The sequence below is a fragment of the Streptomyces sp. CNX435 genome (assembly GCF_059570575.1).
The window spans coordinates 1-20,990 of sequence record NZ_JCANTA010000021.1 but is presented as its reverse complement, the minus strand read 5'-3'; the positions used below and the strand labels follow the sequence as shown (position 1 = coordinate 20,990).

Here is a 20,990-nt window from a genome sequence, read left to right as displayed (position 1 = left end):
CCTAATTGATCCCGGAGCGCGCCGCCGGTCCGAGGGCGGCCACCCCGAGAGCGATCAGCACGGCGGCGGCGAGCGCCGGGGTGTTGCGCCCCAGCGAGCCGGCGAGCACCCCGCCGAGCACCGCCCCGAGCGGCACGACGGAGATCGACAGGGTACGGAACGCGGCGCTGACCCGGCCCACGGCGCCCGCCGGGCTGCGCCGCTGCAGGACGGTGACCTCGGTGGCGTTCCAGAGCATCCCGGCGAAGCCGAGGACGGCGAGCGCTGCGCCGGCCGCGGGGAGGCTGCGTACGGTGCCGAAGACCGTCAGGCACGCCGCCTGGGCGAGGCCCGCCCAGACCAGGGTGCGCGGGGCGCCGAGGGCGGCGGCGACGCGGCCCGCGGTCACGCCGCCGGCGACGCTCCCGACGCCGTACGCGGTGAGCGCGAGGGCGTAGCCGGTGGCGCCCGCGCCGAGCCAGCCGGTGAGGTGCAGCACGAGGGTGGCGACGAGGGCACCGAAGCCGGTGTTGGCGACGACGGTGGCCGCGCAGACGCCCCGGAGCACCGGGTCGTGCCACAGGGCGGCGAGGCCCTCGGCCACGTCCCGGCGCAGCGAGGTGCGGGGCCGCGCGGCGGCCGGGCGGGGCCGGTGCGGCAGGCCGGCGACGAGGACGGCGGCCAGCAGGTACGAGACGGCGTCCACGGCGTACGGCACGGCCGCCCCGGCGCCGACGAGCACGGGCACCAGCGGGGTGCCGGCGAAGCGGTGCACGGCCTCCTGGCCGGCCAGCAGCCGGCCGTTCGCGGTGCCGAGCGCCGCGGCGGGCACGACGGCGGGCAGCAGGGCGGTGGCGGCGTTGTCGAAGACGGTCTGCAGCGCGGTGAGCGCGAAGGCCAGGACCAGGAGCAGGGCGATGCCCGCCCGGTCCAGCCACACCGCGAGCGCGAACGCGGCCATGAGCAGGCCGCGCAGCACGTCCACGGTCCACATGGCGCGCCGCTGGTCGACCCGGTCGGCGACCGCACCGCCGAGCAGTCCGAAGAGCAGCCAGGGCAGGTGCCCGCAGGCGGTGACGAGCGCGACGAGCAGCGCGGAGTCGGTCAGCTCGACGGCCAGCAGCGGCAGCGCGGCGCCCCGCAGGGCGTCGCCGAAGCGGGAGACGACGGCGGCCGACCACAGTCGGCCGAACCCTCCGCGCCAGGGCGGTGCGGCGGCGTACCGCGGGGGTGTGGTCTCGGATCGCATGCCGGGACCGTAGGTGCGCGGGTGCCGGGGGCACCTCGGGCGGTTGCCCTATCCGCCGCCTCAGATCCGCGGCTTCGGATCCGCCGGTTCCCGCGGTGGGCGCGGCCCGGCGCGCACGGCGGCACGCTGCCTGCACCGAGAAGGCGGGGGTGTTGCTGCCGCTGTCGCGGCGGTATCGCGGCTCGGGCGGCTCGGCGCTGTGCCGGGCGCCGCCCGCGAGCGCGGCCGGTGGGTCAGATCTCGCCGCGGAGCTTGGCGAGCGCCTCGGCGAGGATCGCCTCGCCGTCGGCGTCGCTGCGCCGCTCGCGCACGTACGCGAGGTGCGTCTTGTACGGCTCGGTCCGCGGCGGGTCCGGCGGGTTGTCCCGGTCCTGGCCCGCCGGGAAACCACAGCGCGGGCAGTCCCAGCTGTCCGGGATCTGTGCGTCGGTGGCGAAGCTGGGTCGGGTCTCGTGCCCGTTGGAGCACCAGAAGGAGACCCGCAGGCGCGGCGCTGACTCGCCTCGCTCCGCCTCGCCCATCGGCCCGGCGCCGACCCGGCTTCCCCGGATCGCGTTGCCACTTGCCACGGTCGTAACTCCCTGCGTGAAATGCGGCGGGGCATCGTCGGCGACCCCGCCGCGGGCGCCCCAGTCTACGTACCGTCAGCCGTCGTGGTGGCTCAGCTGTCGAACTTCATCAGCAGGCCGAGCACGACGATGATGGCGAACCAGATCAGGCCCACGACCACGGTGATCCGGTCGAGGTTCCGCTCGGCGACGGAGGAGCCGCCGACGGAGGACTGCATGCCGCCGCCGAACATGTCGGACAGGCCGCCGCCCTTCCCCTTGTGCATGAGGACGAGCATCATCAGCAGCCCGCTGAAGATGATCAGGGCGATGGAGAACGCCACGGTCACGGCTTTTCCAACTCTCTCGGTGACGGACGGGTGGGTAAGGGGGCCGGCGGAGTCATGCTGCCTGACCGGCCCCCGACAGCCTACGACGAACAGGCGGCCCGGGCCTACTCCCCGGCTTCGGGGGAAGCGGCCCGGGGCCGCGGACTCACTGGTCGCGGAAGCGGACGATCTTGACGAACTCGTCGGCGTCCAGCGAGGCACCGCCGATCAGCGCGCCGTCCACGTCGGGCTGCGCCATGATCGCGGCGACGTTGCCGCTCTTCACGGAGCCGCCGTACTGGATGCGCACCGCGCCCGCCACCTCGTCGCTGTACAGCTCCGCCAGCCGCCGCCGGATCGCGCCGCAGACCTCCTGCGCGTCCTCCGGGGTGGCGACCTCGCCGGTGCCGATGGCCCACACCGGCTCGTACGCGACGACGATGCTCTCCGCGTCCGCCGCGGAGACGTCCTTCAGCGCCCCGTCGAGCTGCGCGAGGGTGTGCGCGACCTGCTCGCCGGCCTTGCGCACCTCCAGGCCCTCGCCGATGCAGAGGATCGGCGTGATGCCGTGCGTGAACGCGGCCTTCACCTTGCTGTTGACGAGCGCGTCGTCCTCGCCGTGGTACTGCCGGCGCTCGGAGTGGCCGACGACGACGTACGTGCAGTGGAGCTTGGCCAGCATCAGCCCGGAGACGTCGCCCGTGTACGCGCCGGATTCGTGCGGCGAGATGTCCTGGGCACCGTACTTGATCTTCAGCTTGTCGCCGTCCACGAGCGTCTGCACCGAACGCAGATCGGTGTACGGCGGCAGGACCGCGACCTCGACGGCCTCGTAGTCCTTGTCGTGGAGCGCGAACGCGAGCTTCTGGACGTGCGCGATGCCCTCAAGGTGGTTGAGGTTCATCTTCCAGTTGCCCGCCATGAACGGGATGCGGGTCGGCTTGTCGTTCATCGTTTCGGGTCAGTCCTCCAGTGCGGCGAGGCCGGGGAGCGTCTTGCCTTCGAGATATTCGAGGCTGGCGCCGCCACCGGTCGAGATGTGGCCGAACGCATTCTCGTCGAAGCCCAGAATGCGGACCGCGGCGGCGCTGTCGCCGCCGCCGACGACGGTGTACGCGGAGCTGTCCACCAGGGCCCGCGCGACCGCGCGGGTGCCCTCCGCGTAGTCGGGGTGCTCGAACACGCCCATCGGCCCGTTCCAGAAGACCGTGGCGGCGTCGGCGATCTTCGAGGCGAAGAGGCGGCCGGACTCCGGGCCGATGTCCAGCCCCATCATGTCGGCGGGGATGGCATCGGCCGGTACGGTCGCGGGCTCGGTCGGCGCCTGCGCCTTGACGTCCGGGAACTCCCGGGCGGCGACCACGTCGACGGGGAGCACGAACTCCACGCCGAGCTTCTCGGCCCGTGCCAGGTACTCCCGGACGGTGGGCACCTGCTCCTCCTGCAGCAGGCTGGCTCCGACCTCGTAGCCCCGGGCCTTGAGGAAGGTGTACGCCATGCCGCCGCCGATGAGGATGCGGTCGGCCTTCTCCAGCAGGTGGTCGATGACCCCGAGCTTGTCGGAGACCTTGGCGCCGCCGAGCACGACCGCGTACGGCCGCGCGACGTCCTCGGTGAGCTTGCGCAGGACGCCCACCTCGGCGGCGATGAGGTAGCCGACGTGGTGCGGGAGGCGGGCCGGCAGGTCGTACACCGAGGCGTGCTTGCGGTGTACGGCGCCGAAGCCGTCACCGACGTACACGTCGGCGAGCCGCGCCAGTTCGTCCGCGAACGCGCCGCGCTCGGCGTCGTCCTTGGCGGTCTCACCGGGGTTGAACCGCAGGTTCTCGAGCAGCGTGACCTCGCCGTCGCCGAGCCCGGCGACGGTGGCCTTCGCGCTCTCGCCCACGGTGTCCGTGGCGAACTCTGTCTTCTTCGCGGAGTCCCCGAGCAGTTCGCCCAGCCGGCGCGCCACCGGCGCGAGCGAGAACGCCGGGTCCGGCGTGCCCTTGGGGCGGCCGAGGTGGGAGGCGACGACCACTCGCGCGCCGGCCTCGGCCAGCTTGGCGATCGTCGGGGCGACGGCGCGGATACGGCCGTCGTCGGTGATGGTGGTGCCGTCCAGCGGCACGTTGAGGTCGGCGCGGACGAAGACCCGCTTGCCGGCGACCCCTTCGCTGAGCAGTTCGTCGATCGTCTTCATGACTCTTCCGTCGTCTGGCGGATCGGGCAGCCGCCGGGGCCCGTGCGGTGCGCACGGGCCCCGGCGTCACGGCACGGTCGGACCCTAGAGGCTCTCGCCGACGAAGGTGGTGATGTCGACCAGACGGTTGGAGTAGCCCCATTCGTTGTCGTACCAGCCGACGATCTTGACCTGCTTGCCCTGCGCCATGGTCAGCAGGGAGTCGAAGGTGCAGGACGGCGCGGTGTTGACGATGTCCGAGGAGACGATCGGGTCCTCGGTGTACTCCAGGATGCCCTTGAGCTGCCCCTCGGCGGCCTTCTGGTACGCGGCGTTGACCTCGTCCTTCGTGACCTCGCGGCTCAGCTCGACGACCAGGTCGGTGACGGAGCCGGTGGGCACCGGCACGCGCATGGCGATGCCGTCCAGCTTGCCCTTGAGCTGCGGCAGGACGAGCGCGGTGGCCTTCGCGGCGCCGGTGGTGGTCGGGATGATGTTCTCGGCGGCGGCGCGGGCGCGGCGCAGGTCCTTGTGCGGGAAGTCCAGGATGCGCTGGTCGTTGGTGTAGGCGTGGACGGTGGTCATCATGCCCTGCACGATGCCGAAGTTCTCGTCCAGCACCTTCGCCATCGGCGCCACGCAGTTCGTCGTACACGAGGCGTTGGAGATGATGTGGTGGTTCGCCGGGTCGTAGGAGTCCTCGTTGACCCCCATCACGACGGTGATGTCCTCGCCCTTGGCGGGGGCGGAGATGATGACCTTCTTGGCGCCCGCGTCGAGGTGCTTCTTCGCGTCCTCGGCCTTGGTGAAGATCCCGGTGGACTCGATGACCACGTCCAAGCCCAGGTCGCCCCAGGGCAGGTTCGCGGGGTCGCGCTCGGCGAGCATGGTGATGGGGCGCCCGTCGACGGTGATGGCGTCGGCGGTGTGGCTCACCTCGGCCTTGAGCTTGCCGAGCAGGGTGTCGTACTTCAGCAGGTGTGCGGTGGTCGCGGCGTCACCCAGGTCGTTGAACGCCACGACCTCGATGTCCGCACCCTGCTCCAGGATGGCGCGGAAGTAGTTGCGGCCGATGCGGCCGAAGCCGTTGATGCCTACGCGGATCGTCACGAACCGATCTCCTCGTTGGTACGCCGGTCCTTCATCGACCGGTGCTCTGACTGGGAATCCCCGACCAGTGCCGACCCTACCGCTTCCACTCCGGCGGGGCGGCCCGGACCCCGCCGGTGACGCGGACGGCGGCCCGTGACCCCCGGTCGGCGCCCGTCACGGCGCTGCCGGGCGGGCCGGACGGGGAGCGGGGCCGGGCGGGGCGTCAGCCCACCATCTCCTCCGTGAGGCTGGCCTCCGTGCCGGGGATGCCCAGGTCGCCGGCCCGCTTGTCGGCCATGGCGAGCAGCCGGCGGATACGCCCCGCGACCGCGTCCTTCGTCAGCGGCGGGTCGGCGAGGGCGCCCAGCTCCTCCAGCGACGCCTGCTTGTGATCCATGCGCAGCCGGCCAGCCGCGGCCAGGTGCTCCGGCACCTCGTCGCCGAGGATCTCCAGCGCCCGCTGTACGCGCGCGCCGGCCGCGACCGCCGCGCGCGCGGAGCGGCGCAGGTTGGCGTCGTCGAAGTTGGCGAGCCGGTTGGCCGTGGCGCGCACCTCGCGGCGCATCCGGCGCTCCTCCCAGGCCAGCACCGACTCGTGCGCCCCGAGCCGGGTGAGCAGGGCGCCGATGGCGTCCCCGTCCCGTACGACCACGCGGTCCACGCCGCGCACCTCGCGGGCCTTGGCCGGGATGCTGAGCCGGCGGGCGGCGCCGACCAGGGCGAGGGCCGCCTCCGGGCCGGGGCAGGTGACCTCCAGCGAGGAGGAGCGGCCGGGCTCGGTCAGCGAGCCGTGGGCGAGGAAGGCACCGCGCCAGGCGGCCTCGGCGTCGCAGGTGGCGCCGGAGACGACCTGCGGGGGCAGCCCGCGGATGGGCCGGCCGCGGCCGTCGACCAGCCCCGTCTGCCGGGCCAGCTGCTCGCCGCCGGCGACCACCCGGACCACGTACCGGCTGCCGCGGCGCAGCCCGCCCGGGGCCATGACGATCATCTCGGAGCCGTGCCCGAAGATCTCCAGGATGTCCTTCTTCAGCCGGCGGGCGGCGACCCCGGTGTCCAGCTCGGCCTCGATCACGATCCGGCCGCTGACCAGGTGCAGCCCGCCGGCGAACCGCAGCGTGGCGGAGACCTCCGCCTTGCGGCAGCACGTCCGGGTCACGGGGAGCCGGGAGATCTCGTCCTTCACCGCTGCCGTCATCGCCATGGCCCGATCCTTCCATGCATCCGAAAAATACGGTCGTACGCGGCGGCCAGCAGCTCCGGATCGTGCCGGGACGTCCCGTCGGCCCGCGCCACCGGCGCCAGCTCGACTGAGCCCTCAAGCTCTTTCGCAGCCTCGCGCAACCCGTCGCGCTCTGCCGCACCGGGCACTGCATCCTTGTCGGCCAGCACCACGTCGAGGGCGAGTTTAGGGGCGTGTCGTCGCAAAACCTCCAAATGACGCCGCGGGGAAAATCCGTCCGTTTCCCCGGGCTGCGGGGCGAGGTTCAGGGAGAGGACCTTGCGGGCCTTGGTCTCCACCAGGGCCTCGCGCAGATCGGGCACCAACAGGTGCGGAATGACGGAGGAGAACCAGGAGCCCGGGCCGAGCACCACCCAGTCCGCCTCGCGGACGGCCTCGACGGCCGCCGGGACGGCCGGCGGGTCGGCGGGCACCAGGTGGACCTGCTGCACCTCGCCGGGGGTGAGCGCCACGGTGGCCTGGCCGGCCACGGTGACGACCTGGTCGGGCCGCTCCGGTACGTGGCCGCGTACGTCGGCGCGCAGCTCCAGCGGCACCGCGGACATCGGCAGCACCCGGCCGTGCGCGCCGAGGAGCGTGCCGACGAGGTCGAGGGCCTGGACGTGGTCGCCGAGTTGCTCCCACAGCGCGACGATCAACAGGTTGCCGACGGCGTGGTCGTGCAGCTCGCCCTTGCTGGTGAAGCGGTGCTGGATGACCCGGGACCAGGTCTGGCCCCAGTCGTCGTCGCCGCACAGCGCGGCCAGCGCCTTGCGCAGATCGCCCGGGGGCAGCACGCCCAGCTCGGCGCGGAGCCGGCCGGACGAGCCGCCGTCGTCGGCGACCGTGACGACGGCGGTGAGATCGCCGGTGATCCGGCGCAGCGCGGCGAGGGAGGCGGACAGGCCCATCCCCCCGCCGAGCGCGACCACCTTCGGCTGCGAACCGGGCCGGCGGGCGACCCGGCGGCGCAGCCGGAGGTTCCGGCCGCCGGCGATCCGGCTCACTCGCGCCCCATGTCCCGGTGGACGACGACGGTCTCGATGCCGTTCGAGGCGAGCCGGCGGGCGAGCCGCTCGGACATCGCGACGGAGCGGTGCTTGCCGCCGGTGCAGCCGACGGCGATGGTCACGTACCGCTTGCCCTCGCGCCGGTAACCCTCGGTGACCAGGTGCATCAGCTCCGCGTAGCCGTTGAGGAACTCCTTGGCGCCGGGCTGGTTGAAGACGTACTGCGCGACGTCCTCGTTGAGCCCCGTGAACTGGCGCAGCTCCGGGACCCAGTGCGGGTTCGGCAGGAAGCGGCAGTCCACCACCAGGTCGGCGTCCACGGGCAGGCCGTACTTGTAGCCGAAGGACATCACCGTAGCGCGCAGCTCCGGCTCCTCGCCGCCCGCGAACTGGGCGTCCATCTTCGCGCGCAGCTCGTGCACGTTCAGGCTGGAGGTGTCGATCACCAGGTCGGCGTCGCCGCGCAGCTCGCGCAGCAGGTCCCGCTCGGCGGTGATGCCGTCGAGGATCGTGCCGTCGCCCTGCAGCGGGTGCGGGCGGCGTACGGACTCGAAGCGGGCCACCAGCGAGTTGTCCGCCGCCTCCAGGAAGACGATGCGCCGGGGAACCTGCTTCTCCTTCAGGCCGGCCAGAGACTCCTTCAGGTTGTCGAAGAAGCGCCGGCCGCGGACGTCCACGACGACCGCGATCCGCGCCACGTTCCCCTGCGAGCGGGCGCCCAGCTCCACCATCGTGGGGATGAGGGCGGGCGGCAGGTTGTCCACGACGAACCAGCCGAGGTCCTCCAGGCACTTCGCGGCGGTGCTCCGGCCGGCGCCCGACATCCCGGAGATGATCACCAGCTCGGGGATGCCCGCCTGTCCGGTGTCCGCCGTCCCGTCCGGCCCGGGGGCCAGGTCACCCGTGGTCACGGCGGTGCTGTCGGTCTCGTCCGTCCCGTTCTCGTTCATCTCTCTGTCCCCCGGTCCTCACTCGTCCATGATCTCTCCGGTGGCGGTGTTCACCGCCGGCGCGGCCGGTGCCGCCTGCGCGAGGGTCGCGGCGATGGTTTCGGCCGTCTTGCGGCCGATGCCGGGAACCTCACAGATCTGATCAATAGTCGCAGCTCTGAGTCGTTTCACCGAGCCGAAGTGCTTCAGCAGCGCCCGGCGGCGGCTCTCCCCCAGCCCGGGCACCGCGTCCAGCGGCCCGGCCTTCATGCTCTTGGCCCGCTTCTTGCGCTGGTAGGCGAGGGCGAAGCGGTGGGCCTCGTCCCGTACGCGCTGGAGCATGTACAGGCCCTCGCTGCTGCGCGGCAGGATGACGGGGTCGTCGCTGTCCGGCAGCCACACCTCTTCGAGGCGCTTGGCCAGGCCGACGACGGCCACGTCGTCCACGCCCAGCCCGCCGAGGGCCTTCTTGGCGGCGGCGACCTGCGGCTGTCCGCCGTCGACGACCACGAGCTGGGGCGGGTACGCGAACTTCCTGGGCCGCCCGGTGTCCGGGTCCCGGCCGGCGGGCCCGTCCGCCATCGCGACCGCGGGGACCTCCCCGTGCCTGCGCTCGGCCGCCGCCTCGGCCTCCGGGTCGCCCCACTCCCCCGTCTTCTGCTTCTCCTGCACATAGCGCCGGAACCTGCGGGTGATCACCTCGTGCATCGCGCGCACGTCGTCCTGGCCGGTGAAGCCCTTGATCTCGAAGCGGCGGTACTCGCTCTTGCGGGCGAGGCCGTCCTCGAAGACGACCATGGAGCCGACGACATCGTCGCCCTGCAGATGGGAGATGTCGTAGCACTCGATGCGCAGCGGCGCGGAGTCCAGCTCCAGCGCCTCGGCGATCTCCTCCAGCGCCCGGGAGCGGGTGGTCAGGTCGGAGGCGCGCTTGGTCTTGTGCAGGGTGAGTGCCTGCTGCGCGTTCCGCGCGACCGTGGCGAGCAGGTCCTTCTTGTCGCCGCGCTGCGGCACCCGCAGGTCCACCCGGGCGCCGCGGCGCTCGGCCAGCCACTCCCGTACGGGCCCCGCCGGCTCCGGCAGCGCCGGGACCAGCACCTCGCGCGGGATGCCCTCGCCCTGCTCGTCGCCGTAGAGCTGCTGCAGCGCGTGCTCGACGAGGCCGGCGGTGTCGACGGCCTCCACCCGGTCGGTGACCCAGCCGCGCTGGCCGCGGACCCGGCCGCCGCGGACGTGGAAGATCTGCACCGCCGCCTCCAGCTCGTCCTCGGCCAGGGCGACCAGGTCGGCGTCGGTGGCGTCGGCGAGGACGACCGCGTTCTTCTCCATGGCGCGCTTCAGCGCACCTATGTCGTCGCGCAGCCGGGCGGCCTTCTCGTACTCCATCTCCTCGGCGGCCTCGTGCATCTGCCGCTCCAGCCGCTTGAGGTACGCGCCCGTGCGGCCGGCCATGAAGTCGCAGAACTCCTCGGCCAGCTCCCGGTGCTCCGCGGCCGTGACGCGGCCGACGCAGGGCGCGGAGCACTTGCCGATGTACCCCAGGAGGCAGGGCCGGCCGATCTGCGCGCTGCGCTTGAACACCCCGGCGGAGCAGGTCCGCACCGGGAAGGCGCGCAGCATCAGGTCGACGGTCTCGCGGATGGCCCAGGCGTGCGCGTACGGCCCGAAATAGCGCACGCCCTTGCGCTTGGGGCCGCGCATGACCTGCACCCGCGGATACTCCTCGCCGAGCGTCACGGCGAGCGAGGGGTAGCTCTTGTCGTCGCGGTACTTGACGTTGAACCGCGGGTCGTACTGCTTGATCCAGGTGTACTCCAGCTGGAGGGCCTCGACCTCGGTCGCCACCACGGTCCACTCCACCGAGGCGGCGGTGGTGACCATTGCGTGCGTGCGCTGGTGCAGTCCGGCGAGGTCCTGGAAGTACGAGGAGAGGCGCTGGCGCAGGCTCTTCGCCTTGCCGACGTAGATGACCCGGCCGTGCTCGTCCCGGAATTTGTAGACCCCCGGGGAGTCGGGGATCTGCCCGGGCTTGGGACGGTAGCTGGACGGGTCGGCCATGGTCTCCACCCTACTGTCGGCCACTGACGCCGGGCCGTCCGTCCACACCCGTGTGCCGACCCTGCGACAGTCCGGTGACATCCGGTGCGCCGCCCGGCCGCCGTGCGAGGGCCGGGGCCACGGGCGACGCCGTGGAGGTTGCGGGTGGCGGTGCGGCGAGAACGCACATCCCTCCTGCTCAGCCTGGGGAACGGCGGTGACACGCACGCTGCTGCGGAGCCCGTGGATCCGGCCGCGGAAGCCGGCGGCCTTCGTCTGCGTCGCCGCCCCGTCCGGCCGCCGGAACGCCCCGGCGCCGGGCACCAGGCGGGCGCCGGACCGCGGCGGTACGGGCGTCTTGTGTGGGCGGGGTGCGGTCATACTTGGCGCATGATCGTGGTTGGTGGTGAGGCTCTGATCGATCTCGTGCCGGCCGGGGGCGGGGGCGTGCTCCCCGCGCTACAGCCGGTGCGGGGCGGCGGGCCGTACAACACGGCGGTGGCGCTGGGGCGGCTCGGCGCGTCCGTGGCGTTCGCCTCGCGGGTCTCGACGGACGCCTTCGGGGCGTCGCTGATGGCCGGGCTCGACGCGGCGGGCGTGGACACCGCCCTCGTACAGCGCGGGGCGGAACCCACGACGCTCGCCGTCGCCGACGTCAGCCCGGACGGCTCCGCGGGCTTCCGCTTCTACGTCGAGGGCACGGCCGACCGGCTGTTCCGGGCGCCGGACGCGCTGCCAGCGGGCGCTCGGGCGCTGGCGGTGGGGACGTGCTCGCTGGTGCTGGAGCCCGGGGCGACCGCGTACGAGACGCTGCTGAAACGGACCGCCGCCGACGGGGTGTTCACCCTCCTCGACCCGAACATCAGGCCCGGCCTGATCGCGGACGACGCCAACGCCTACCGCGCCCGCTTCCGCTCCTGGCTGCCGCACGTGGCGCTGCTGAAGCTGTCGGTGGAGGACGCTCAGTGGCTCGCCGGCGGGCGGCCGTGGGCCGAGGCGCTGCCGGAGTGGCTGGCGGCGGGTCCGCGGGCGGCGGTGCTGACCCGCGGCGGCGAGGGGCTGACGGCCGTGACCGCGGCGGGGCTCCAGCGGTACGACGTGCCCGCGCCGCCGGTCGACGTCGTCGACACGATCGGCGCCGGCGACACCGTCAACGCCGCGCTGTTGCACTGGTTCGACACCCACGACGCCCTGACCCCCGCCGGCCTGGGCGCCCTGGACGGCGCCGGCTGGCGGGCCGCGCTCGGCCACGCCGCCCGCGCGGCGGCGATCACCTGCTCGCGCGCGGGCGCCGAGCCGCCGTACGCGGCGGAGCTGGCGGATTCCGCGGACGGCTGATCGCGGGGTCCCGCGAGACCCCGCGACCGCCCGCCGCACTACCGGCTGACCGTCACCCGGTCCCCCTGCGTGACGCCGTTGATCGTCACCGTGAGCGTGACCGTCCCCGGCCGCAGCCCCGTCACCTCGCCGGTGGCCGGGTCGTACGCCGCGATGTCACCCCGGTTCGCCTCCCGCGGCGGGCCGATGTGCAGCCGGTCCGTACCCGACCAGTCCGCGCTGACCGGCCAGCCGACCGGCACCTGCCGCGCGCCCTGCGTGACCGACGCCGTCGCCGCCGCCGAGCGGCCGACGCGGACCTCCTCGGGCGCGGTCACCGCCAGGCCGTCCACGTGCGGCCGGGTCTGCACGGAGACCCAGTCGGGCAGCCCGCGGTGCGGCGCGTCCCGGGCCTCCTGCTGCTCGCCGTACGAGACCTGGTCGACGCCGATCAGCGACCAGCCGGAGAACCCGCCCTCGCCGGGCGGGGTGGCGGGGTTCTTCCCGGAGTTGCCGTTGATCAGGTACGGCACGCCGTCGACGTGCTCGGCGTGGAAGGTGCCGACGTGCCCGCCGACGAACGCCGCGCCCTTGCCCGTACGCGCCCGGAAGTCCGCGAGCCAGTCCTCCAGCACATGCGCCTCCTTGCGGTCGCTGAGCTGACTGCCCCGCTGCGGCGTCGGGTCGCGCGGCGGGACGTGCTGGACGACGGTCACCGAGCGCACCGACGGGTCCTTCGCCGCCGCCTCCAACTGCCGCTTCAGCTCCGCGATCTGCGCATAACCGCCGCCGCGGAGCGTCAGCGAGGAGGTGTCGAGGGTCAGGAAGCGGGTGCCCTTGTGGTCGAACGTCCGCTGCGCGGGGCCGAACTCGGCGACGAAGTTGTCGAGCGAGCCGCCCATCACCTCGTGGTTGCCCGGCACGTAGTACCAGGGCACGGCGTCGCCCAGCTCCTCCTCCAGTATCCCGCGGGCGAACGTCAGGTCCTCGGGCGAACCCTCGTCGACCAGGTCGCCGTTGATGACGAGGAAGTCGGGCCGGGCCGCCCTGATCTCCTGCAGCGTGCGCCGGGTCTGCCGGACGATGGCGCTGTCCGGATCGCGGGCGACGAACTGCGCGTCGGACATCACCGCGTACCGCCAGTCCCGGCCCGCCGTCTCGGCGGCGGAGTCGATCAGCGGGTCGCGGTGGGCCGGCGTCCGCGGCAGTTCGACCGCAGGCGGGCTCTGCGCGGTCAGCTCGTCTATGACCAGCTCGCTGCTGTACTGGCTGGCCGGCTTGGCCTCCGCCAGATAGAAGCGGAAGACGGACAGCGGGTACTGGGTGCCCTCCGGCACCTGGAAGACCACCTGCTGCCAGCCCTGCCAGGTGACGTAGTCACCGCGCAGCACCAGGTCGGCGCCGGCGCCGTCCTTGAGGTGCAGCGACGGCCAGGCGCCCTTGCCGTCACCCTTGATCCACAGCCCGAAGCTCAGCGGCTGGCCGGGGATCTCGATGGGCTGCGGGGGCGTGACGTAGGCGGCGCGGTTGGCGGTGGACTGGGAGAAGTCGTACGTGATCTTCATGCCGGCGCCCGTGTGGCCCTCGGGCTCCGGGGCGAGCGAGCCGGTGGCGCGGGCGGTGGAGAACGCCCAGTCGGCCGCGTCGTCGAAGTTCGCCAGCTCCGCCTCGGTGAGCCCGACGGTCAGCGCGACGTGCGTGACCTTCCCCTGCACGGTCGCCTTGAGCACGCCGGACGCCGTCGGCTCGGCGCCGCGGGCGCGGACGGTGAAGCCGCCGCTGCGTGCGTCCGGGGCGATGTCGAAGAGCGTGCGGTCGTAGTCGAGGCGTACGTCCGCGGGGTCGACGGGCGCGCTGGCGCCGTGGGCGTCGCGGCCGACGATGCCGAAGGCCGCCTCGTCGTGCGGGTCGGCGAGGCCGGCGCGCTCGCTGGTGGGCGTGATCCGCTCCAGCCGGTCGAGGACCGTCAGCTCGGTGCTCCCGGACGCGCCGCCGCTGCGGGCGGTGACCTTCGCGGTGCCGCCGCGGCGGGCGGTGAAGGTGCCGTCGCCGTCGACGGTGCCGACGTCGGGACGGCTGCTGTACCAGTACGGGCGGCCTTCGGCGGGGCCGTACGTCTCGTCGTAGCCGGCGGCGTCGAGGTCGCGGGTCAGACCCGGGAAGACCCGGTCGGGGTGGCCGCCGGGCACCGGGTCGACGCCGGGCGCGAGCGCCGGGTCGGCGGCGGTGGTGACGCGGAAGTCCGTGAGTTCGCCGCTGCCGCCGGGGGCGGTGAACGCCAGGCCGTTGGGGACCTCCCGCTCCTCGCCGTCGGACGGCGAGTTCTCGACGAACCGCTCGTCGGAGCCGGGCGCGCGGGCGACGAGGGTGGAGGAGCCGCCGCCGTCGAGGTTCAGCGCGTCGTACGCGCCGAGGGCCTCCATCATCTTCGCCAGCTGGGTGAGCGTGACGCCGCCGGCGTCCGCCTGGCGGCCGTCGACGGTCAGCACGTGCATGGTGCCGCCGTCCCTGGAGAAGCCGACCGCGGTGCGGGGGGCGGCGGTGTTGTTCGGCCGGCCCTCCCAGTCCTGCGGCACGCCGTCCTCGACGAGGACCCCGCGACCGCCGACCGCGGTACGGGGCACGGGGCCGCCGTCGTCCGTGCGGACGTCGTACTCCACCTGCACCGCGTCGCCGGGCCGGAGTTCGGCGAGGATCTTGGCGCCGGTGTCGCGGCCGACGAGCACGGTGGTGCCTTCGGGTATCGCGCCCTGCCCGGGCCCGCCGGTCACCTCGGCGACCTTGCCGTCCCGCACGGCGACCTCGGTGACCTCGGTGGCTCCGTCGACCGTCAGGGCGCGGTCGGCCGTGCCCCACTGGGCGTTGTACGCGCCGATGCCGTCGGCGGGGACGTTGGCGGCGTTGTGGCCGCCGAGGGGGTGTTCGCCGTCGGGGAGGGTGACGGTGCCGTCGAAGTAGAGGTCGAGTACGCGGCCCGCCTGGTCGGGGCCGACGCCGACGGCCTCGGAGACACCGGGCTCGGGCGAGTGTGTGGCGCGGCCCTCCTCGACGCCGGGGCCCAGCGGCGCGCCGGTCTCGTTGATGTCGAAGAAGTCGGCGTTGATGGCGGCGACGGTGGTGCGGCCGGGGCCGGGGTCGTGCTCGGCGGCCAGCTCGGAGACGGGGGCGCGGTCGGAGACCGCGCCCCCGAGGTAGTCGACGCGGGTGCCGGCGCCCAGGTCGACGCTGAGCGCGTCGGCCTTGAGCCACTTGTCGGTCTCCAACCGTTCGAAGGACGTCAGCTCCATGCCGGGGGCCACGGGCCGGGAGGCGGAGGCGATGTCCATGCCCTCGCCGGCGGGCACGGAGACGAGACCGGCCGCACCGGCGGGGACGGCGGGCCGCTCCTGGCCGACGGCGACCGCGGGTGCCCCGAGGAGCAACAAGGAAGCCGCCGCTACCGCGACGGCTCCGGGTCGGAAGGGCATACTGCGTACTCCCGCTCTGAGCACGTCTTCTCCTTGGAACGACACGGGAACGCACGCTTCTTGCGCACGGCGGGCCACAGCCTGGCAGTGGAAAGTGGTCTACACCAGAGGGCGCGCGCAAACTCCGACCGAACAATTGCCCCCGCGGGTCCGTCGTTTGAAACCGGGTCAGGTAGATCCGTGCCAGGTGGGACGCGGTGGGCGTGTCGGCATGACACGGCGGCGCGGAAGCTGCGCGCGGATCGCACCGCCGGTACGCAGGCGCCGGGCGCACGGCAGCGGGTACGCCCCGCAGGTACGAGGCGCCGGGTACGCCGTGCCGGTGCGCGCAGCCGGTCCGGCGTGCGGCACCAGTCGCCGGCGGCCAGTGGCGCACGCCAGGTCGGTGCGTCATCCGCGCCGCTTGGCCCGCGGCGAGCGTGGCGTCGCACGCCGCCCGGACGTCGTGGCCCAGGCCGGCCGCAGGCGGCCGGGCCGGTGCGTCAGCCGCGCGGCTTGGCCGCCGTCTTCTTCGCCGCCGTCTTCTTGGCAGACGCCTTGGCCGCAGTCGCCTTCGTGCCCGTCGCCGCCTTCTTAGCGGTCGCCCGCTTCCTCGCCGGAGGCGAGTCGCTCACCCGGTCGCCCAGGATGTCCCGCAGGAACTTCCCCGTGTGGCTGGCCGGCACCGCCGCCACCTCCTCCGGCGAGCCCTCGGAGACCACCAGTCCGCCGCCGCTGCCGCCCTCCGGGCCGAGGTCGACGACCCAGTCGGCGGTCTTGATGACGTCCAGGTTGTGCTCGATGACGATCACGGTGTTGCCCTTGTCGACCAGCCCGGACAGCACCCTTATCAGCTTCTTGATGTCCTCGAAGTGCAGCCCCGTCGTGGGCTCGTCCAGCACGTACACCGTGCGGCCCGTCGAGCGCTTCTGCAGCTCGCTCGACAGCTTCACCCGCTGCGCCTCGCCGCCGGACAGCGTCGGCGCCGGCTGGCCCAGCCGCACGTATCCGAGGCCCACCTCGTTGAGCGTCTTCAGATGGCGCGCGATGGCCGGCACCGCCTCGAAGAAGGCCAGCGCCTCCTCGATCGGCATGTCCAGCACCTCGGCGATGGACTTGCCCTTGTAGTGCACGTCCAGGGTCTCGCGGTTGTACCGCGCCCCGTGGCAGACCTCGCACGGCACGTAGACGTCCGGGAGGAAGTTCATCTCGATCTTGATCGTGCCGTCGCCCGAGCAGTTCTCGCAGCGGCCGCCCTTGACGTTGAAGGAGAACCGGCCCGGCTGGTACCCGCGGACCTTCGCCTCGGTCGTCTCCGCGAACAGCTTGCGGACGTGGTCGAAGACCCCCGTGTACGTCGCGGGGTTGGAGCGCGGCGTACGGCCGATGGGCGACTGGTCGACGTGCACCACCTTGTCCACCTGGTCGTCCCCGTCGACCCGGGTGTGCCGTCCGGGCACGCTCCGCGCGCCGTTCAGCTCGCGCGCGAGGTGCGTGTACAGGATGTCGTTGACCAGCGTCGACTTCCCCGACCCCGAGACGCCCGTGACCGCCGTGAGCACCCCGAGCGGGAACGCCACGTCGATGTCCTGCAGATTGTTCTCCCGCGCCCCGCGGACGACGAGCTGCCGCCCGCCGTCGACCGGCCGCCGGATCTCCGGCGTGGGGATCTCCTTCTTCCCCGACAGGTACTGCCCGGTGACCGACGCGGCGTTGTCCAGGAGTTCCTTCAACGGGCCGCTGTGCACCACCTCGCCGCCGTGCTCACCGGCGCCCGGTCCGATGTCGACGACCCAGTCGGAGGTCTTGATGGTGTCCTCGTCGTGCTCGACGACGATCAGCGTGTTCCCCAGGTCGCGCAGCCGGACCAGGGTCTCGATCAACCGGTGGTTGTCCCGCTGGTGCAGTCCGATGGACGGCTCGTCCAGCACGTACAGCACGCCGACGAGGCCGGAGCCGATCTGCGTGGCGAGCCGGATGCGCTGGGCCTCGCCGCCGGAGAGCGTGCCGGCGGCGCGGTTGAGCGACAGGTAGTCCAGGCCCACGTCGACCAGGAAGCGCAGCCGCTCGTTCACCTCCTTCAGCACCCGCTCCGCGATGGTCTTCTCCCGGTCGGTCAGCTCCATCGCGCCGAGGAAGTCGGCGCAGTCGCTGATCGACATCGCCGAGATGTCGGCGATCGACCGGTCCTGCACCGTGACCGCGAGGACGACCGGCTTCAGCCGCGTCCCGTTGCAGGTCGGGCAGGGGACCTCCCGCATGTACCCCTCGAAGCGCTCGCGGCTGCTGTCGCTCTCCGCCTCCGCGTGCCGCCGCTTGACGAACGGCACGGCGCCCTCGAAGGACGTGGTGTACGACCGCTCCCGCCCGTACCGGTTGCGGTACCGCACCTCGATCTTCGTCCGGTGCCCCTGCAGCAGCGCCTTCTGCGCCCGCTGCGGCAGCCCGGCCCACGGGATGTCGGTACGGAAGCCGAGGTCGTCGGCGAGCGCGCCGACGATCCGGGCGAAGTAGTCCTTGGTGTGCCCGTGCGACCACGGGTTGATGGCGCCCTCGTCCAGCGACTTGTCCGGGTCGGGGACGATCAGCTCCGGGTCGACCTCCATGCGGCTGCCGATGCCCGTGCAGTCGGGGCAGGCGCCGAACGGCGAGTTGAAGGAGAAGGAGCGCGGCTCCATCTCCTCGAAGGACAGGTCGTCGTACGGGCAGTAGAGGTGCTCGGAGTACATCCGCTCGCGGTCCGGGTCGTCCTCGTCGAGATCGACGAAGTCGAGGATGACCATGCCGCCGGAGAGCCCGAGGGCGGTCTCGACCGAGTCGGTCAGCCGGCGCTTGGCACTCTCCTTGACCGTGAGGCGGTCGACGACCACCTCGATCGTGTGCTTCTCCTGCTTCTTCAGCTTGGGCGGGTCGGTCAGCGACGACGTCTGCCCGTCGACCCGCGCCCGGCTGTACCCCTTCGACTGCAGGTCGGAGAAGAGGTCCACGAACTCGCCCTTGCGCTCGCGCACCAGCGGCGAGAGCACCTGGAAACGGCTGCCCTCCGGCAGCGCGAGCACCTTGTCCACGATCGCCTGCGGCGACTGCCGGGTGATCGGCCGGCCGCACTCCGGGCAGTGCGGCCGGCCGATGCGGGCGAAGAGCAGCCGGAGGTAGTCGTAGACCTCGGTGATCGTGCCGACCGTGGACCGCGGGTTGCGCGAGGTGGACTTCTGGTCGATCGAGACGGCGGGCGACAGGCCCTCGATGAAGTCGACGTCGGGCTTGTCCATCTGCCCGAGGAACTGCCGAGCGTAGCTGGACAGCGACTCTACGTAGCGGCGCTGGCCCTCGGCGAAGATCGTGTCGAACGCCAGGGACGACTTGCCGGATCCCGAGAGTCCCGTGAAGACGATGAGGGAGTCGCGGGGCAGGTCGAGCGAGACGTTCTTCAGATTGTGCTCGCGAGCGCCACGGACGAGGAGACGGTCGGCCACGCCGGTCGGACCTTTCGTGATGAGCGGCGGGGACCGTCCGGACGGGCGGCACCCCTTGTCAAGCGTATGGGGGTGGCCGCGGAGGTGTCCGCGGCTTTCTCCCATCGAGCCACACGCTAACGTCTGGGTCTGACAACGCCGCCCGGCCCAGCATTCCCACCCACCCGCCTCCGGGGGATCCGATGACAGAAAGCGCAGGTCGCGCGTACGACCCCGTACGCGACATGGCCACCCTACGAGCCGCCACCGACAGCCTCCTCGACCGCGCCGCCCGCCTCGACGACACCGCGGTTCGCGCACCCAGCGCGCTCCCCGGCTGGACCCGCGGCCACGTGCTCACCCACCTCGCCCGCAACGCGGACGCCCTGGTCAACGTGCTCTCCGGCCGCCCCATGTACGCCAGCGCCGAAGCCCGCGACGCCGACATCGCCGCCGGCGCCCCCCGCCCGCTCGCCGAGCAGCTGGACGATGTACGCGCGACGGCGGCCCGGCTGGCGGAGACGGCGGCGGGCATCCCGGCGGACGGCTGGTCGGCCCGCTGCGAGCTGCGCGGCGGCGTGACGGACGTCATGGCGCGGATCCCGTTCCGGCGGCTGGTGGAGGTGGAGCTGCACCACGTGGACCTGGACGCGGGCTACACGCTCGACCAGCTCCCGGAGGACTTCGTCACCCGCGAGATCGACTTCCTCACCGCCCGCTTCGACGGCAACGAGCAGGTCCCGCCCCTGTCGCTGTCCGCCGACGGCCATACCTGGACCACAGGCGCCCCGCCGTCTTCCACCGCCCCTCCGGTCCTGGTCACCGGCCCTGCGTACGCCCTGATGGGCTGGCTCGCCGGCCGCACGACCGGCACGGGCGTACGCGCTGAGCACGGCGCCACGCTGCCAACCCTCCCCCCGCTCTGAGAAGCTGGCCCCATGTCGTACACGGGCAAGGTCACCGTCGGCGGCGCCGCCGACGTGCACGAGCTGCCGGACCTGATGATCTCCAAGGTCGCCGTCGGGCCGATGAACAACAACGCCTACCTGCTGCGCTGCCGCGCCACGGACGAGCAACTGCTCATCGACGCCGCGAACGAGCCCCACACCCTGCTCACCCTCATCGGCCGCGACGGCATCACCTCCGCCGTCACCACCCACGGCCACGGCGACCACTGGCAGGCCCTGGGCCCGGTCGTCGCGGCCACGGGCGCCCGCACGTACGCGGGCCGCGCGGACGCCGCCGACATCGACGTCCCCACGGACGTCCTCGTGGACGACGGCGACACCATCACGGTGGGCCGCATCCCCCTCACCGTCCGCCACCTCGTCGGCCACACCCCGGGCTCCATCGTCCTGATCTACGACGACCCCCACGGCCACCCGCACCTCTTCACGGGCGACTGCCTTTTTCCCGGCGGTGTGGGCAACACCTGGGACGACCCGGAACGCTTCGCGTCCCTCCTGCACGACGTGGAAACCAAGATCTTCGCCGAACTCCCCGACGAAACCTGGGTCTACCCGGGCCACGGCGACGACACCACCCTGGGCGCCGAAAGACCGCACCTGGCGGACTGGAGAGCCCGAGGCTGGTAAGCGTCTCTGATCAGCTAAGCGAACCCGTGCGAACTGTGGGGTTCGGTGTGGGTTGTGTCCACCTGGGCGGGGTGGCGTGGGCGTGGAGATGGAATCCTGCGCCGAGTGCTGCTCCGCGTGGCCGGTGGCCGGTGGCCGGTGGTGGGTGTGCTGATCGTGGTCACGTCCTGGTGCCGGTGGGCTGCGCGGGGCAGCCGGGTCCGGTCCGTTGGTGCGTGTCCCTCCGGACGCTTTCCGCAACGACCTGAAGGTCGTGCCGGGGAGGGAACCTCACGTCGCCTGGGCGTGAGGCGGTTGGTTCGTGGCCGGGGTCGGGCGTGTACAACAGACGGTGGAACTGGATCATGGAGTGACACCGAATGACTGACGTTGTACCCGAGGTTGAGAACGAGGCAGCCGCCCAGGCGGAGGGTGCTGGCCGGGAGCCGGTGGTGGGTGACCAGCTGATCGGGATGCTGGTCGACCGGGCCCGGGCGGAGGGTCTGCAGCTGGCTGGGGAAGGCGGGCTGCTGCAGCAGCTGACCAAGCGGGTCATCGAGTCCGCGCTGGACGGTGAGATGACTGACCACCTCGGCTACGAAAAGCACGACGCGGCCGGCCGGGACGGCGGCAACTCCCGCAACG

Annotated in this window: 16 protein-coding genes; 4 read left to right on the top strand and 12 right to left on the bottom strand. The window is 72.7% G+C overall.

What is annotated here, in order from left to right:
* Window position 1: 1 nt before the first annotated feature.
* From T328_RS27635 to uvrC, 10 genes are all read right to left on the bottom strand, one after another.
* Window positions 2–1,228: an MFS transporter gene (locus T328_RS27635; RefSeq protein WP_496498907.1), complete on the bottom strand. Its 1,227-nt coding sequence runs from the start codon at window positions 1,226–1,228 to the stop codon at window positions 2–4.
* Between the two features lie 233 nt (window positions 1,229–1,461).
* Complete coding sequence (locus T328_RS27630) at window positions 1,462–1,797, bottom strand: RNA polymerase-binding protein RbpA (protein ID WP_078560063.1); 336 nt, start codon at window positions 1,795–1,797, stop codon at window positions 1,462–1,464.
* A gap of 92 nt (window positions 1,798–1,889) precedes the next feature.
* Window positions 1,890–2,120, bottom strand: a complete 231-nt coding sequence (gene secG / locus T328_RS27625; protein ID WP_037720488.1) for a preprotein translocase subunit SecG — start codon at window positions 2,118–2,120, stop codon at window positions 1,890–1,892.
* 151 nt (window positions 2,121–2,271) lie between these two features.
* Window positions 2,272–3,057 (bottom strand): triose-phosphate isomerase, encoded by a 786-nt coding sequence (gene tpiA, locus T328_RS27620; protein WP_496498906.1) that lies wholly within the window; start codon window positions 3,055–3,057, stop codon window positions 2,272–2,274.
* A 9-nt stretch (window positions 3,058–3,066) separates the two neighbouring features.
* Window positions 3,067–4,287, bottom strand: coding sequence for a phosphoglycerate kinase (locus tag T328_RS27615; RefSeq protein WP_496498905.1), 1,221 nt, complete (start codon window positions 4,285–4,287; stop codon window positions 3,067–3,069).
* 84 nt (window positions 4,288–4,371) lie between these two features.
* Complete coding sequence (gap, locus tag T328_RS27610) at window positions 4,372–5,376, bottom strand: type I glyceraldehyde-3-phosphate dehydrogenase (protein WP_496498904.1); 1,005 nt, start codon at window positions 5,374–5,376, stop codon at window positions 4,372–4,374.
* A gap of 205 nt (window positions 5,377–5,581) precedes the next feature.
* On the bottom strand, window positions 5,582–6,559 hold the full coding sequence (gene whiA, locus T328_RS27605; protein ID WP_496498903.1) for a DNA-binding protein WhiA: 978 nt from the start codon (window positions 6,557–6,559) through the stop codon (window positions 5,582–5,584).
* Complete coding sequence (locus tag T328_RS27600; RefSeq protein ID WP_496498902.1) at window positions 6,550–7,584, bottom strand: gluconeogenesis factor YvcK family protein; 1,035 nt, start codon at window positions 7,582–7,584, stop codon at window positions 6,550–6,552. The genes whiA and T328_RS27600 overlap by 10 nt, the downstream gene beginning before the upstream one ends.
* Window positions 7,581–8,537 carry an RNase adapter RapZ gene (gene rapZ / locus T328_RS27595; RefSeq protein ID WP_496498901.1) on the bottom strand — a complete coding sequence of 319 codons (957 nt, stop codon included), beginning with the start codon at window positions 8,535–8,537 and terminating at the stop codon, window positions 7,581–7,583. Before rapZ ends, T328_RS27600 begins: the two co-directional genes overlap by 4 nt.
* Window positions 8,538–8,555: 18 nt before the next feature.
* Entirely contained in the window at window positions 8,556–10,574 is a 2,019-nt protein-coding gene (gene uvrC / locus T328_RS27590) for an excinuclease ABC subunit UvrC (RefSeq protein ID WP_496498900.1), read from the bottom strand.
* Window positions 10,575–10,943: 369 nt separating this feature from the next.
* Here uvrC and T328_RS27585 point away from each other — a divergent pair, with 369 nt between their 5' ends.
* Entirely contained in the window at window positions 10,944–11,891 is a 948-nt protein-coding gene (locus T328_RS27585) for a carbohydrate kinase family protein (protein WP_496498899.1), read from the top strand.
* 38 nt (window positions 11,892–11,929) lie between these two features.
* Here the strand turns inward: T328_RS27585 and T328_RS27580 are convergent, their stop codons facing one another.
* On the bottom strand, window positions 11,930–15,337 hold the full coding sequence (locus T328_RS27580; protein ID WP_496498898.1) for a phosphodiester glycosidase family protein: 3,408 nt from the start codon (window positions 15,335–15,337) through the stop codon (window positions 11,930–11,932).
* A 482-nt stretch (window positions 15,338–15,819) separates the two neighbouring features.
* Window positions 15,820–18,792, bottom strand: coding sequence for an excinuclease ABC subunit UvrA (uvrA, locus tag T328_RS27575; protein WP_496498897.1), 2,973 nt, complete (start codon window positions 18,790–18,792; stop codon window positions 15,820–15,822).
* A 224-nt stretch (window positions 18,793–19,016) separates the two neighbouring features.
* Between uvrA and T328_RS27570 the strand changes: the two genes are divergently transcribed.
* The 3 genes from T328_RS27570 to T328_RS27560 all read left to right on the top strand — a co-directional run.
* Complete coding sequence (locus T328_RS27570) at window positions 19,017–19,697, top strand: maleylpyruvate isomerase family mycothiol-dependent enzyme (protein WP_496499012.1); 681 nt, start codon at window positions 19,017–19,019, stop codon at window positions 19,695–19,697.
* A gap of 12 nt (window positions 19,698–19,709) precedes the next feature.
* Window positions 19,710–20,366, top strand: a complete 657-nt coding sequence (locus tag T328_RS27565; RefSeq protein WP_496498896.1) for an MBL fold metallo-hydrolase — start codon at window positions 19,710–19,712, stop codon at window positions 20,364–20,366.
* A 359-nt stretch (window positions 20,367–20,725) separates the two neighbouring features.
* The coding region (locus T328_RS27560) for a transposase (protein ID WP_496498895.1) at window positions 20,726–20,990 on the top strand (265 nt) is incomplete at its 3' end.

Bases quoted from the DNA above. Each gene is read 5' to 3' on its own strand.
- T328_RS27570 (WP_496499012.1), top strand. From the start codon at position 19,017: ATGGCCACCCTACGAGCCGCCACCGACAGCCTCCTCGACCGCGCCGCC.
- tpiA (WP_496498906.1), bottom strand. From the start codon at position 3,057: ATGAACGACAAGCCGACCCGCATCCCGTTCATGGCGGGCAACTGGAAG.
- T328_RS27580 (WP_496498898.1), bottom strand. From the start codon at position 15,337: ATGCCCTTCCGACCCGGAGCCGTCGCGGTAGCGGCGGCTTCCTTGTTG.
- T328_RS27585 (WP_496498899.1), top strand. From the start codon at position 10,944: ATGATCGTGGTTGGTGGTGAGGCTCTGATCGATCTCGTGCCGGCCGGG.
- T328_RS27615 (WP_496498905.1), bottom strand. From the start codon at position 4,287: ATGAAGACGATCGACGAACTGCTCAGCGAAGGGGTCGCCGGCAAGCGG.
- T328_RS27635 (WP_496498907.1), bottom strand. From the start codon at position 1,228: ATGCGATCCGAGACCACACCCCCGCGGTACGCCGCCGCACCGCCCTGG.
- whiA (WP_496498903.1), bottom strand. From the start codon at position 6,559: ATGGCGATGACGGCAGCGGTGAAGGACGAGATCTCCCGGCTCCCCGTG.
- uvrC (WP_496498900.1), bottom strand. From the start codon at position 10,574: ATGGCCGACCCGTCCAGCTACCGTCCCAAGCCCGGGCAGATCCCCGAC.
- rapZ (WP_496498901.1), bottom strand. From the start codon at position 8,537: ATGAACGAGAACGGGACGGACGAGACCGACAGCACCGCCGTGACCACG.
- T328_RS27565 (WP_496498896.1), top strand. From the start codon at position 19,710: ATGTCGTACACGGGCAAGGTCACCGTCGGCGGCGCCGCCGACGTGCAC.